The organism is Micromonospora sp. URMC 106 (genome assembly GCF_051386395.1).
Lineage (GTDB): Bacteria > Actinomycetota > Actinomycetes > Mycobacteriales > Micromonosporaceae > Micromonospora.
This window is the reverse complement of record NZ_JBPQTP010000025.1, coordinates 53990-66982: the sequence shown is the minus strand read 5'-3', so window position 1 is coordinate 66982 and position 12993 is coordinate 53990. Positions and strand designations below refer to the sequence as shown.

Annotated in this window: 12 protein-coding genes; 2 read left to right on the top strand and 10 right to left on the bottom strand. The window is 75.1% G+C overall.

All coding sequences use genetic code 11. The annotated features are described in order from the left end of the window. The 10 genes from ACSNOB_RS11435 to ACSNOB_RS11390 form a co-directional block, all read right to left on the bottom strand. Positions 1–807, bottom strand: an 807-nt coding sequence (locus tag ACSNOB_RS11435) for a class I SAM-dependent methyltransferase (protein ID WP_436686645.1), incomplete at its 3' end; no start/stop codon positions are given. Next, positions 788–1612 (bottom strand): ABC transporter ATP-binding protein, encoded by an 825-nt coding sequence (locus ACSNOB_RS11430; protein WP_436686644.1) that lies wholly within the window; start codon positions 1610–1612, stop codon positions 788–790. The genes ACSNOB_RS11435 and ACSNOB_RS11430, both read right to left, overlap by 20 nt. Then, positions 1612–2355: an ABC transporter ATP-binding protein gene (locus tag ACSNOB_RS11425; protein ID WP_436686642.1), complete on the bottom strand. Its 744-nt coding sequence runs from the start codon at positions 2353–2355 to the stop codon at positions 1612–1614. Before ACSNOB_RS11425 ends, ACSNOB_RS11430 begins: the two co-directional genes overlap by 1 nt. Further along, a complete protein-coding gene (locus ACSNOB_RS11420; RefSeq protein ID WP_436686641.1) occupies positions 2352–3371 on the bottom strand; it encodes a branched-chain amino acid ABC transporter permease in 1020 nt (339 codons plus the stop codon). The genes ACSNOB_RS11425 and ACSNOB_RS11420 overlap by 4 nt, the downstream gene beginning before the upstream one ends. Then, positions 3368–4261 carry an ABC transporter permease subunit gene (locus ACSNOB_RS11415; RefSeq protein WP_436686640.1) on the bottom strand — a complete coding sequence of 298 codons (894 nt, stop codon included), beginning with the start codon at positions 4259–4261 and terminating at the stop codon, positions 3368–3370. The genes ACSNOB_RS11420 and ACSNOB_RS11415 overlap by 4 nt, the downstream gene beginning before the upstream one ends. Beyond that, positions 4258–5451 carry an ABC transporter substrate-binding protein gene (locus ACSNOB_RS11410; protein WP_436686639.1) on the bottom strand — a complete coding sequence of 398 codons (1194 nt, stop codon included), beginning with the start codon at positions 5449–5451 and terminating at the stop codon, positions 4258–4260. The genes ACSNOB_RS11415 and ACSNOB_RS11410 overlap by 4 nt, the downstream gene beginning before the upstream one ends. Before the next feature lie 45 nt (positions 5452–5496). Beyond that, positions 5497–5901 carry a roadblock/LC7 domain-containing protein gene (locus ACSNOB_RS11405; protein ID WP_091094994.1) on the bottom strand — a complete coding sequence of 135 codons (405 nt, stop codon included), beginning with the start codon at positions 5899–5901 and terminating at the stop codon, positions 5497–5499. Positions 5902–5918: 17 nt separating this feature from the next. Next, a complete protein-coding gene (locus tag ACSNOB_RS11400; RefSeq protein ID WP_436686638.1) occupies positions 5919–8294 on the bottom strand; it encodes a nitrate- and nitrite sensing domain-containing protein in 2376 nt (791 codons plus the stop codon). 254 nt (positions 8295–8548) lie between these two features. Next, positions 8549–9022 (bottom strand): helix-turn-helix transcriptional regulator, encoded by a 474-nt coding sequence (locus ACSNOB_RS11395; RefSeq protein WP_393107047.1) that lies wholly within the window; start codon positions 9020–9022, stop codon positions 8549–8551. A 285-nt stretch (positions 9023–9307) separates the two neighbouring features. Continuing rightward, entirely contained in the window at positions 9308–10579 is a 1272-nt protein-coding gene (locus ACSNOB_RS11390; RefSeq protein WP_436686637.1) for a cytochrome P450, read from the bottom strand. 416 nt (positions 10580–10995) lie between these two features. Between ACSNOB_RS11390 and ACSNOB_RS11385 the strand changes: the two genes are divergently transcribed. Together ACSNOB_RS11385 and ACSNOB_RS11380 are read left to right on the top strand one after the other, a co-directional pair. After that, on the top strand, positions 10996–11256 hold the full coding sequence (locus tag ACSNOB_RS11385) for a hypothetical protein (RefSeq protein WP_436686636.1): 261 nt from the start codon (positions 10996–10998) through the stop codon (positions 11254–11256). Between the two features lie 162 nt (positions 11257–11418). Beyond that, positions 11419–12336, top strand: a complete 918-nt coding sequence (locus ACSNOB_RS11380; RefSeq protein ID WP_436686635.1) for a diacylglycerol/lipid kinase family protein — start codon at positions 11419–11421, stop codon at positions 12334–12336. The last annotated feature ends 657 nt before the right edge of the window (positions 12337–12993 follow it).

Here is a 12993-nt window from a genome sequence, read left to right as displayed (position 1 = left end):
CCGTCGCGTCGGACGCCGGCCCCGCGTCGACACGAACTGGTACGACATCACCGCGAACCCGGGGTCGCGCAGCAGCTTGCGGAACGCCTCCAGCTGGCCGGGCGACAACCCCGCCTCGAGCAGCTCGGGCTCCAGCTGGCGGGAGTTCGTCGCGTACAGCGACGCGCCGACCGAGCCGCCGGGCCAGCTCTGCGAGTGGGTCACCGTGTCGACGTCGACCAGCCCCGCCGACGCGAGCTGCCCGTGCACGTCCTGCGCCCAGGCCAGGTCGGCGCCGTGGCTCTGCAGGATGCCGAGCATCGCGTCCGTCACCTGGGCGAAGAGCTTCGCCGCGTCGTCGCTCGGCGCGGTCAGCACGCGCAGCGGCGCGGTGCAGTCGAACTCCTCGACCACCAGCCATCCGCCCGGGGCCAGCGCGCCGGTCAGCGTGGCCAGCACGCGCCGCCGCTCCGGCAGGTGCAGCAGCACCAGCCGGGCGTGGATCAGGTCGAAGGCCTCCCCCGGCGGCGGCTCGTCGCGCACGTCGTGCCGGCGGACGTCGAGGTTGGCCGTCGGGGCGAGGTGCGCCGTGTCGATGTCGGTCGCCAGCACGCGGCCCGCCGGGCCGACCGCCTGGGCCATGCGCCGGGCGACCGAGCCGCCACCGGCGCCGATCTCCCAGCACACGCCGCCCGGGGCGAGCACCGGGGCGGCGATCCGGCCCACCGTGATCGGATCCAGGAACGACTCCAGCGCCCGTAGTTGGGGCACGGCCTCCGGGGAGCCGTTGTCGAAGGTGTACTCGGTGTCACGGATGTCTGTCGGCATCGTTGCTCACCCCTGTCGAGGATGGTCGGGTCAGGTGCGCGGAACCGGCCCAGAGCCCGGGCACCGGCCGGGGAGCCGGCGGCTCCGCGACCGCGGCGACGCTGAGCATCGCCGCCAGCCGGCCCGGGTCGGCCCGGGCCTCGTCCGCCGGCCGGTCGTAGACCACCCGGCCGTACTCGAGCACCGCGATCCGGTCGGCGATCTCGATGGCGTGCTGGAGCTGCTGCTCGACGAGCAGCACGGTCAGCCCGGTCCTGGCCAGGGCGCCGACCAGGTCGCGCACCCGGGCCGCGAGGTCGGGGGCGAGCCCCTCGCACGGCTCGTCGAGCAGCAGCACCCGGGGCTGGCCGAGCAGGGCCCGGGCGATCGCCAGCATCTGCTGCTCGCCGCCGGAGAGCTGGTCGCCGCGGTGGCGCAGCCGGGCCGCCAACCGGGGCAGCAGCTCCAGGATCCGCGCGACCGTCCACCCCTCGCCGCCGGGCGTCGCCGCCCGCCACGGCGCCGCCGCGAGGGCGAGGTGCTCGGCCACGGTCAACCGGGAGAAGACCCGCCGGCCCTGCGGGACGAGGCCGACGCCGCTTCGGGCGATCCGGTGCGGCTGCCGACCGGCGACCTGCACCCCGCCGATCTCGATGCGCCCGCCGGAGGGCCGCACCAGTCCGGCGACGGCGTGTACGAGGGTGCTCTTGCCGGCACCGTTGCGGCCCACCACCGCCTGCACGGTGCCGGCCGCCACCTCGAGGGTGACCTCGTGCAGCACGATCCCGCCGGCGTAGCCGGCACAGAGCCGTTCCGTCCGCAGCATCAGGACACCCCCTCCGCGTATGCCTGCCGGACCGGGGCGGAGGCGCGGATCTCGGCCGGCGTCCCGGTGGCGACCGTCCGGCCGTCGCGCAGCACGGTCACCCTGTCGCAGAGCGCGTACACCAGGTCCAGCCGGTGCTCGACCAACAGCACCGCGACGGCGCGCGGCAGGGCCCGCAGGAACTCCACCAGCCGGGCGACCTCGACGACGGACAACCCGGCGGCCGGCTCGTCGAGCAGCAGCAGCCTCGGCCGGCCGGCCAGCGCCATCGCGATCTCCAGTTGCCGACGCTGCCCGTGGGCGAGCTGGCCGGCGGGGATCCCGTCGACGTCGCGCAGGCCCACCCGCTCCAGCATCGCGCCCGCCGTCCGCTCGGCGGCGCGCCGCTTCGCGCCCGGTCGCCACCGGCCGGGCCGTACCGCGTGGGGCAGCGCCGCGACCACCACGTTCTCGGTCGCGGTCAGGGTCGACCAGACGGCGGGGCGCTGGTGGATCCGGCCGATGCCCCGCCGGGCCCGGGCGGCCGGGCCGAGCCGGGTGACGTCCCGACCGGCGAGGAGCACCCGCCCGCCGCCCGCCGGGGTCGCTCCGCCGAGCACGTCGAGCAGCGTGGTCTTGCCCGCCCCGTTGGGCCCGATCAGGGCGTGCCGCTGGCCGTGGTCGATCCGCAGGTCCACCCCGTCCAGCGCGGCCAGCGAGCCGTAGCGCACGGTGAGGCCCTCGGCGGACAGCAGTGGGGTCATGCCCGTGCTCCCGTCGGCGCCGGTCGCTCCGGGGTCGGACCGGGAGGGCGTGCCGCGAGGCCCGGGAGCCGCCGGCCCCGCACGGCCGGCGGCCGGTGCCCGTCGCCGGGGAGCAGGTGGACGGTGACGACGAACGCCACCCCCAGCACCAGGGGCGCGTACCCGGGGAGCACGCCGAACAGCCAGTCGCGGCCGGCGATGACGATCGCGGCGCCCACCAGGGCGCCGCCGACCGATGCGGTACCGCCGATCACCACCCCGAGCAGCAGCAGGGCGGAGGTGTCGAAGCCGAAGTCGGCCGGCGAGACGAACTGCTGGGCCACCACCAGCAGGGAGCCGGCGGCGCCCGCGACCGCGCCCGCGGCGACGTGCACCCCGGCCACGTGCACCGGCACCCGGTGTCCGCTGGCCCGCAGCCGCGCCTCGTCGTCCCGGCCGGCGCGCAGCAGCAGGCCGACCCGGCTGCGCAGGATCAGCAGCACCGCGCCGACCAGCACGGCGACGACCACGAGGGTGTACAGGTAGCGCGCCCGGTCGGTGGCCAGGACCGGCAGTCCCCACAGCGGACGCACCGGCGGGATCCCGGCGAGGCCGTCGGTGCCGCCGGTCACCGACCGCCACCGCCCGACGACGGTCACCACGAGCTCGCCGACCGCCAGGGTGATCATCAGGACGACCACGCCCCGCGCGGACACCACGAGCGGGGCGGTCGCCGCGGCCAGCGCCGCCCCGGCCGCCGCCGCGACGGCCAGGTGCACCACCCCCACGTCGGAGAGTTGGCTGCCGAGGACCGCGCTGGCGTAGGCCCCCGCCGCGTAGGGCGCGGTCTGCCCGAGGGTGGGCAGCCCGGCGACGCCCGTGAGCAGGGCGACGCTCACCCCCACCAGGCCGAGCGCGAGGGTGCGGGCGAGCAGCGCCGCGGTGTAGTCGTCGACCGCCCACGGCGCCAGCACCAGACCGGCCAGGACGAGGACGGCGACACCGCGCCGCAGCGCGCGCACCGCCTCGTCCCTCACGTCGCCCTCCGGGCCGCGGCCAGGCCCCGCGCCCGCACCGCGAGGACGGCGGCCATGGCGGCGAAGAGCAGGAACGGGGCGGCCGACGGCGCGAGCGCCACCCCGAGGGTCTGGATCTGCCCGACGGCCAGCGCGGCGAGCAGGGTGCCGGTCATGGACCCGAGGCCGCCGAGGACGACGACCACCAGCGACAGCAGCAGCACGGCGTCGGCGGTGTCCGGTCCGGGGCCGATGATCGGCGCGCCGAGCACGCCGGCGGCGCCGGCCAGCGCCCCGGCGGCGGCCAGCACACCGACCCGGATCCAGGCCGGGCTCACCCCGAGGACGGCCACCATCTCGGCGTCGTCGACGGCCGCGCGGACCAGCATCCCGGCCCGGGTGCGGCGCACCGCGAGGTGCAGCAGGCCGGCGAGCGCGGCGGCGACGACGATGAAGACCAGCCGGTACGCCGCGTAGCGGTGCCCGGCGACGACCACCGACCCGTCCAGCGCGGCGGGCACGCGCACCGGTGGGTCGTCCGGCCCGAACGCCGCCACGAGCAGGCTGCCCCCGGCCAGCGCCACCCCGAAGGTCAGCAGGGCCTGGGTGAGGTGGCTGCGCGCGGCGGCCCGGGTGAGCAGCGCGGCGACCAGCGCGCCGGCCGCGGTGGCGGCGGCGACCCCGACCGCCAGGGCCAGCACCAGGCTCGGCCAGCCACCGTCGAGCAGCGCGGCGGCGGTGTACCCGCCGATCGCGAAGAGGGTGCCGTGCGCCAGGTTCAGGATGCCGGCGACGCCGAAGGAGAGCACCAGCCCGGCCGCGGCGACGAAGACCAGCAGCCCGTAGGCCACCCCGTCCAGGGCCGGGACCAGGTACGGATCGATGCGGATGTCGACCGCCACGGCGCTCACCCGCCGACGGTGGCGAGGTCACCCACGACGGTGTTGGACAGCGCCCGGCCGTCCTGGCGTACCTGGCGCAGGTACCACTTCTGCACGGGCGCGTGGGTGGTCGGCGAGAACTGCCAGGTGCCGCGCGGGCTGGCGATCTGGCCGAGCTGGCCGATGGCCGCGTTGATGCTCTCCGGGGTCGGGTCGCTCCCGGCCGCCGCGATGGCCCGGTCCAGCACGGCCGCGGCGTCGTAGGAGGCCATGGCGTACGTCGTCGGGGAGCCGTCGTTCTTGGCCTTCCAGGCGGCCACGAAGGCGCGGTTCTCGGCGTTGTCCAGGTCGGGCGAGTAGTTGAGCACCGAGTAGATGTCCCGGGCCGCCTCGCCCTGGGCGTCGAGCACCCCGCCCTCGGTCAGGAAGCCGGCAGCGTAGAGCGGCAGGTCCCTGATCTCCGACTGCGCGTACTGCTTGACGAAGTCGACGGCCGCGCTGCCGGCGTAGAACGTGTACACGGCGTCCGCGCCCGAGGCCTTGATCCGGGCGAAGTACGGGGTGAAGTTGGTGGTCGTCGGGAACGGGGTGAAGGTGGTCTTGCCGTCGGGGTTGGCCAGGGTGCCGCCGGCGGCGACGAACGCGTCGGTGAAGCCGCGCAGCTCGTCCCAGCCGCCCTGGTAGTCCGGGCCGATGGCGTAGACGCTGCCCTTGACGTTGTCGCGCACGTGGCGGGCGATCGCCTCCCCCGGCTCGTCGGAGAGGTACGAGGTGTGCCAGATCCGCGACACGTCCTTGAGCTCCGGGCGACCGTTCGAGCCGACGAACGGCACCTTCGTCTCGTTGAGCAGCGGGTAGACCGCGGCCACCGAGCCGCCGCCGACGACTCCGGTGAGCGCGACCACGCGGTCCTGCTTGAGCAGTTTCGTCGCGGCGGGCACCGCGGTCGCCGCGCCGTTGCCCTCGTCGGCGACGACGAGCTCCACCTGCCGACCGCCGAGCTTGCCGTCGTGCGTGGCCAGGTAAAGCTCGAAGCCGGCGCGGATCTCCTTGCCGACCGCCTGGTACGTGCCGGACAGGGACGCCAGCAGCCCGATCTTGATCGATCCGGTGGAACCGGCGCCCCGCCCGCCGTCGGCGCAGGCGGCCGCGGCGAGCAGGACGAGGGCGAGCAGGGCCGCGGTGCGGGCACGGCGGCGCCTGGGGATGGTCACAGACATGTCTTCTCCTGCGGGGGTGGGAGTTCCGGCGACGGGTGCCGGGTGTCAGCGGCTGCGGCTCAGGGCCGCCCGCGCCGCGGGGGTCAGGGCGTCGCCGATGCGGTTCGCCAGCTCGGTCATCTCGTAGGAGACCTTGCCGACGTCGCACTGCGGGTCGGCGAGCACGAGCAGGGACGCCCCGTCGTTGAAGGCCATGGAGAACATGAAGCCGCCCTCGAGCTGGGTGACGTTGGAGATCACCGCGCCGGCGTCGAAGAAGGCCGCCGCGCCGCGGAGCAGGCTCACCAGCCCGCTGCCGGTCGCGGCCAGCTGGTCCGCCCGGTCCGGCGGGAGGCCGCGGGTGGCGGCCACCATCAGGCCGTCGCTGGAGATCGCGATCGCATGGCTGACCTCGGTGGCGCGCTCGGCGAAGGCGTCCAGCAGCCAGCCGAGATCCTGTTGGTCGGTCACGTGCTCTCCCTGTCGGGTCAGTTGTTGATCAGGTTGGGCCGGCGGCCGGCGACGCCCCGCGCGTACGCGGCCATCGCGGTGGCGACCTGGGCCGGGTCGCGGTGCTCGGAGCGCTGCCGCGGCACCGTGACGCCGCCCGGCACCAGGTGTCGTTGCGGCTGACGCCGCGGCAGACCGGACGTGGTGGTGGCGACGACCTCGGGCGCGTCGGCCCGGGCGGCGGTGCGCCAGGCGTCGTCGGCGGGGCCGGCCCACGGCGTCCCGTTCGGGCCGTCGTCGTGGCTGGCCCGGAACCAGTGGTTGACCTCGTCGAAGATGACGAGTTCCTCGGTGGGTTCGTCACCTCGCCCGGGCGGTGCCGGCGCGGGCCGGAACACCGGCGCCACGGGCAGCGCCCGGTCGGCCGCCGGCCTCCCGGCCCACGGCTCCGGCGCCGCCCGGTACACCGGCGGCGCGGCGGTGGTCCGCGCCGCCCGCCGGGACGGTCGGGTGGGCGTGAGCAGGAACTCCTCCGGGGGCAGCGACCGGATGATCGCCCTCGGCAGCGCCGCTTCGGCGATGGTGCCGCGGCGGGGGCCGGGACGGAGCTGGACGACCACGCCGAGCCGGGCGGCGAGCTGCCCCACGACGACCAGCCCCATCGCCCGTACGGCCGCGACATCGATGGCGGGCGGGCGGGCCAGCAGGTCGTTGAGCTGTTGCCGCCGCTGCGGGGACAGCCCGACGCCCTCGTCGCCGACCTGGACGACGACCCGGTCGCCGAGGCTGCGGCCGGTCACCCACGCCTCGGTCCCCGGCGGGGAGTAGCCGGTCGCGTTGTCCATCAACTCGGCCAGCAGGTGCACGACCTCGTCGACGGCGTCGGCCGCGACGGCGACGTCACCGTCGACCATGCCCAGGCGGATCCTGGCGTAGTGCTCGATCTGGCTCTGCGCGGCCTGGAGCACCTGTTGCAGCGGTACGTCGTGCTGGCGTACCCGCCCGACTCCCACCCCGCCGAGCACCAGCAGGCTGGCGTTGATCCGTCCCATCCGGGTGGCCAGGTTGTCCAGCGTGTACAGCTGGTCGAGCCGCTCGGGGTCGGTCTCGTCCCGCTCGACCTTGTCGACCTGCGCCAGCACCGCGTCGACCAGCCGCTGCTCGCGGCGGCTGAGGTGGATGAAGATGTCGGCCGTGTTGGCCCGCATCACCGCCTGCTCGGCCGCGGTGCGCACGGCCGCCCGGTGCACGGCGGCGAACGCCTCCCCCACCTCGCCGATCTCGTCGCCGCTGGACGGTTCCAGGGCGTCCTCGGACTGCCGGTGGGCCAGCTCGTCCGGGTCCACCGACGAGCTGCCCGGGTTCTGGAGCCGGGCCACCACCTGCGGCAGCCGTTCGAACGCGACCGCGTTCGCCGCGTCCCGCAGCCGGCGCAGGCGCCGGGTGATCTGCCGGGCCACCGCCCAGGTGACCAGGGCGGTGAGCAGCAGGGCCGCCACCGCGGCGGCCGCCTCCACGGCGGTGCGCCGCCGCTGGTCGGTGTGGGCGGCCCGGATGTCGTCGAGCACCGCCGCGTCGACCCGTTGGCGCAGCTCGGCCAGGCGGACGGACCACTGCTGGGTCGCGGTGACCCAGGCGCCCAGGTCCAGCCGCAGCCGGCTCCCCGAGCGGGTCCTCGACACCTCGTCCTGCATCCGTTGCAGCAGCAGGGCGTCCTCGCCGCTGCCGGCCTGCTCCCACCAGCCCCGCCAGGCGGGACGGGCGAGCGCCAGGAACGACAGGCTGGACTCGGTGAAGCCGGACCGGGCGGCGGTGATGTCCTGCTGCACGGCGGGGGTCAGCTGGCCGGCCGCGACCGCGCGCAGGACGGCGACCTGCTGCTGGCCGGCCGCCTCGGCCGCCTTCGACAGCGCCGCGGAGGCCCGCATGCCGTCGGCGATCCGCGCGTTGACCACCCCGAGGGTGACGCTCTCGCGGAGGCTGAGCAGGTCTGCGATCGCGATCCGGTAGCTGAAGGTCATCGCCGACACCGAGGCGTGCGCCGCCGTACGCACCTGCGCGCGCAGCGGCGGCAGGCCCTGAAGCGCCAGGTCGATCCGCTGCAGCGCGGCCCGACCCGTGGCGGGCCCGGCGGGCACCCGGGTCCGCTGCCGGTGGTAGCGGGCGACGGCGGCGTCGGTGGCGTCGGTGGCGTCCGCGAAGGCTTCCTGCTGCTCCGACGCGCCGCGGCTGAGCAGGTCGGCGGCGGCGACGCGCTCGCGTTGCAGCCGGTGGGCCAGGTCGCCCGCCTCGGCGCCGAGTTGCGCCATGACGCCGAGGTCGCTCGCCCGGGTCGTCTGGCGGGCGCTCTCGGTCAGCGCGAGGCCGGCGAAGCCCATCACGGCGACCAGCGGTGCCGCGACGATGAGGCGCATCCGGGTGGCAATCTTCCAACCGCGCCGGCGGGTCGGGTAGGGTCGGGCCGCGTGGGACCTCGTGCTCGACGCCAAGACTGACTCCCGCGACTCATCTAAGACGGCCTATGTGCACCTTGCCGTATGCACGTCTCATTCCGCCGGAACCCGCGCCCCGAGACCAGACCCGACGGTGGTACAAACAGCCCGTACCACGATCTGTACCCAGCGTCAGCAACGCCGCCCCGGCCCGGGTGCCCCGGCCGCCGCGCAGGTCAGGACAGGCCGGAGCGCCCGCTCGACGGGTGCGGCGGCACGTCCGTCTCGGGCTGGACGCTGAGCACCTGGTCGATCAACTCGCGCAACTCGTCGATCGCCGCCACGACCGCCTGCGGATCGCGCGCGTCGCGCCGCACGACCGCCGGCGCGGCGGCCGCATCGAGACGCGCCACCTCCCCGAACCGGGGACCCCGGCGACCGTCCGCCGCCAACTGCTCCGCCGCGACCTGTGGCCACAACGCCGCCAGGCGCCCGCCGGTGCCGAGCACCTCGTCGCAGCGGACGGCGAACTCGTGGCTGCCGTACCGGCGACCGGACTCCACCGCGGCGACCGTCTCCCGACTGAACCGCACCCGCTCCGCGAGCGCCCGCTGAGTCAGCCCCTGCCGGGTACGCCAGGCGCGCAGTTCGGCACGAAACCGGTGGATGGCACCGGAGCCAGCGGCGCTCGACGGGGGCGTGCGATCCATGTGTTCACCTTCACGACGCCGATCGACCGGCATCGGTATCGGCATCAATCGACGTTGGGCGATGACTGGACATTCGCAGGGGACAATTCTTAACCCATGAAGCGACGGGTGTGAAGACGTGACGTCATAGAGTGGTCACCCGCCCCGGCTCGACGGCCCGCGGTCGGCCGGGCGGATCCGCCCGCACCCGGCCGGAATCCCACCCCTCGGCGGGCCGCCGAAGGAGCACCCTCCGCCTCCTCTGAGCAGGGTCGGCGCACCACGACACCGTCGTCCGGCCGCCGGTCACCCCGCGACAGGCGCCGCCGGACCGGCGGACGGCACCGTCGCGTCGATGACCACCGGCAGGCTCCGGTGCGCCCGGAACGCGATATTCGCTTTGTATGAACGGCGGTGGTCGGATGTTAAGCGCAGGCCCGGAATTGCCGTGGCGAGCCGGACCAACGCCACCCGCGCCTCCAGTCGCGCCAGTGCCGCACCGATACAGAAATGGGGCCCGTGCCCGAAAGACAGGTGGCCGTCCGCGTCGGGCCGGTGCGGGTCGAATTGGTCCGGCCGGGAGAACACCGCCGGATCCCGGTTCGCGGCGCCGATGAGCAGCAGGCAGCGCGCCCCCGCCGGGATCGTGACACCGCCCAGGGTCACGGGCCGGCGGGTCACCCGCAGCCAACCGTCGATGGCGGGCGCGTAGCGCAGCGTCTCGGTCAGGAACCCGGGTATCCGCCGCGGATCCTCGGCGATCGCCCGCCACCCGTCCGGGCTCGACAGCGCCCGGTCCAGCGCGTGGGCGAGCAGCCCTGCCGTGGTCTCGTGCCCGGCGACCAGGAGGTTGAACACGATGCTCGCCACCTCGGCCGCCGTGAGTACCTCGTCGTCGCCGTCGCGGTACGCCAGCAGCCGCCCGACGTAGTCGTCGCCGTAGCGGCCACCGTCGAGCCGGACGCGCACCAACTCCTGGCAGTAGCGCCAGAACTCCAGCAGGCCCCGCGCGAGCCGGACCTGCTCGCCCGGGTCGGGCTGCCCCCAGATCAGTGCGATCTGGCCGTCCGCCCAGGCCCGGACCCGCCCGACGTCCACCTCGGGCACGCCGAGGATGTCGAGCACGACCAGCAGGGGCAGTTCGGTGGTGAACTCCGCGACGAGGTCGGCCTGCCCGCCGGAGCGGGCGACGAGCCGGGACACCAGTTCGTCGACCCGACGCCGGACGATGTCGCCGTACTGGTGCTCGACGCGTTCGGGTGTGTTGGCGAAGGTAGCCCGCAGGGCTCGCCGGGTCCGGGGGTGCACCGGGGGGTCCGCGGCGGCCGTGGTGGGCGGCGCGTCGATCCGGGCGATCACGTCCATCGCCTCGGGACAGACGTCGTACACCGGCGCGAGGGTGAGGGCGTTGCCGAAGGTCGCGGCGTCACCGAGCGCGCGGCGGACGTCGGCGTGCCTGGCGATCAACCACAGCCCCAGGTCCGGGTCGTGGTGCACCCCGTCGGACTCGTCGAGGAGCCGCCGCCACACGTACGCCGGATCGGCGAGATACGCCCCCACGAACGGATTCAATCGCATGACCGCCTCCTGGAGTGCCATGGCTGCGCCACGGAATTGCCGAGCGCCCTCCGGGCTCCGGTTATCGCCGCACGCCCTCACGGTGCGTCAATTACGAGATGAAGTCAATATCAGTCTTCTTCAATGCGTTTATTCGCGATTTCACGTCGTCGTGAACGCGCGCACCATTTCGTCCTGCAACTTGCGAGGCGCGCCTTGCCCGGAACCACCGCGATGAACAGGGTAAACGACGCAGCGGCGCGCATCGGGCGACCGCACCGACCCGCCGCCCGCGTGTCCCGAATGGCCCCCGAAAGGCGGGCGCGCCGCCGCCCGGGGCGGACCACGGCGGGCCCGGGCGGCATTCATTTCCCACGCCGGCAAACAGGTCGACGGTCGCTGCGGCGACTTTCGGTACGCCCAGGGGCCGGCCACCGGTGGATCGCCTCGGGTCGCGCCACCTCGACATCGGCACCCCGCGGTCCGTGGTGCTCGACGCCACCGGCCCCGGTGCCGTCGTGCTCATCGCCGCCGTGGCGACCACCGCGCTCCGGGTCGTCGGCCGGGGCCCGTTCGGCGAACCCCGCCCCGACGAGGCACATGGCACGATGCGCGACGCTCCGACCAGCCGGATGCGGGTGGCGCGGCCACCAGGGGCGGCACGGTGCCCGCGGCACCGGCGACCGGGAAAGCCGTGACACCGGTGTCGCCGAGGCGCCGCCCCGTCGGGGGGGGGGGGGGGGGGGGGGGGGGGGGGCCGGTCGGCGGGGCGCTCCTCGGGGCGTCGCGCCGGCCGGCCACACCCGCCGCCGCACCAGCCCGGGCGTGGAAACCGCGCGAGCTGGGTATCACCGCCGGCCATGAGCACGAGCACCGCGGCGGCCGCCGCCCGGGTGGGCACGGTCGCGGTCGTCGCCCACCGCAGGAAGACACTCGGCGGCGGCCTCGACGAGCTGCGCGCCGAGCTGGCCGGCGCCGGGGTCGAGGACCTCATCTGGTACGAGGTGCCGAAGAGCCGCAAGGCGCCGAAGAAGGTCCGCAAGGCGCTGAAGAAGGGTGCCGAACTGATCTTCGTGTGGGGCGGCGACGGCATGGTGCAGCGCTGCGCCGACGCCCTCGCCGGCTCGGGCACCGCCATGGCGATCCTGCCCGCGGGCACCGCCAACCTCTTCGCCGCCAACCTCGGCATCCCCGAGGACCTGCCGGAGGCGGTCCGGATCGGCCTGTACGGGCCGCGCCGGGCCCTGGACCTGGGCAGGCTCAACGGCGAGCACTTCGCCGTCATGGCCGGCGCCGGCTTCGACGGCGACCTCATCCGCGACGCCGACCGCACCCTCAAGGGCCGCTTCGGCCGCCTCGCGTACGTGTGGACGGGGCTGCGGCACGTCCGCGGCGAGCTGGTCCGCACCCGGATCACCGTCGACGGCGCCGAGTGGTTCGACGGCGAGGCGAGCTGTGTGCTGTTCGGCAACGTCGGCACGATCACCGGCGGCATCCCCGCCTTCGACGACGCCCGCCCGGACGACGGCTGCCTGGAGGTCGGCGTGTCCACCGCCGACGGCGCGGTGGACTGGGCGCGCACCCTCGGCCGGATGGCCGCCGGCCGCTCGGAGGAGTCGCCGTTCGTACGCATCACGCGCGGCCGCAAGGTCAAGGTCCGCCTCGCGGCGCCGCGCAGGTACGAACTCGACGGCGGCGCCCGCAGGGAGGTCACCAAGCTCAAGGTGCGGGTCGTCCCCGGCGCGCTGACGGTCTGCTGCCCCGAACCCGTCTCCTGACCGCGGCGGCCTCGCCGCGGCCGGTGGCGGCGGAGGCGACGCCGCCGGCCGCGGCATCCGTCATGGGCCGGGGCGGCGACGAGTGGCATCGGAGGCGGTGCCGAGCGAGGCACCGGCTGGTCTGCGGGCGGTGCCCGCACTCGCGGCCGGGCGATCCGCAGCACCAGCGCCCCGACGATGCCGTGGAGCGGGGCCCGCTGGGCGTCCCGGGTGAGGCGCCGGCGCGTGTAACGCCCACGCGACCTGCGACGCTACCGACTTTCGTCGGTCTGGAGGAAAGTACCGTCGGCGCTGACGAAAGGTCTGGACACGCTGACGGCAAGTTAGTAGTGTCGGGACACATCGATATGTTTCCTCGAGATGAACCGGCGGCGCGGTGAATCTCGACCGTGGCTCCAGGCGGCGCAACACGTCCGGCGGCCACGGGTAGGACCAGGGATGGCACCCCGGGTCGGCGCTCCACGCAAGCGCCCCGGTGCGCGAGCGCGCCGTGGCTTGACCGATGCCCGTCCCTTCTCGCTCGCCTGCCGTCGACCCCGACGCGGCACCACTGTCTGACCGCGCGCGATCGGCTCGCCGCCGGCCCCAGGCAGACCCGTTCACCGAGACGACCGTGACAGCTGGTCACGGCCGAGGATCCCGTGCGGCCAGGGAGGG

Excerpts from the sequence above, each read along its gene's own strand:
- ACSNOB_RS11430 (WP_436686644.1), bottom strand. The coding sequence starts at position 1,612 with ATGCTGCGGACGGAACGGCTCTGTGCCGGCTACGCCGGCGGGATCGTG.
- ACSNOB_RS11425 (WP_436686642.1), bottom strand. The coding sequence starts at position 2,355 with ATGACCCCACTGCTGTCCGCCGAGGGCCTCACCGTGCGCTACGGCTCG.
- ACSNOB_RS11410 (WP_436686639.1), bottom strand. The coding sequence starts at position 5,451 with ATGTCTGTGACCATCCCCAGGCGCCGCCGTGCCCGCACCGCGGCCCTG.
- ACSNOB_RS11400 (WP_436686638.1), bottom strand. The coding sequence starts at position 8,294 with ATGCGCCTCATCGTCGCGGCACCGCTGGTCGCCGTGATGGGCTTCGCC.
- ACSNOB_RS11395 (WP_393107047.1), bottom strand. The coding sequence starts at position 9,022 with ATGGATCGCACGCCCCCGTCGAGCGCCGCTGGCTCCGGTGCCATCCAC.
- ACSNOB_RS11390 (WP_436686637.1), bottom strand. The coding sequence starts at position 10,579 with ATGCGATTGAATCCGTTCGTGGGGGCGTATCTCGCCGATCCGGCGTAC.
- ACSNOB_RS11380 (WP_436686635.1), top strand. The coding sequence starts at position 11,419 with ATGAGCACGAGCACCGCGGCGGCCGCCGCCCGGGTGGGCACGGTCGCG.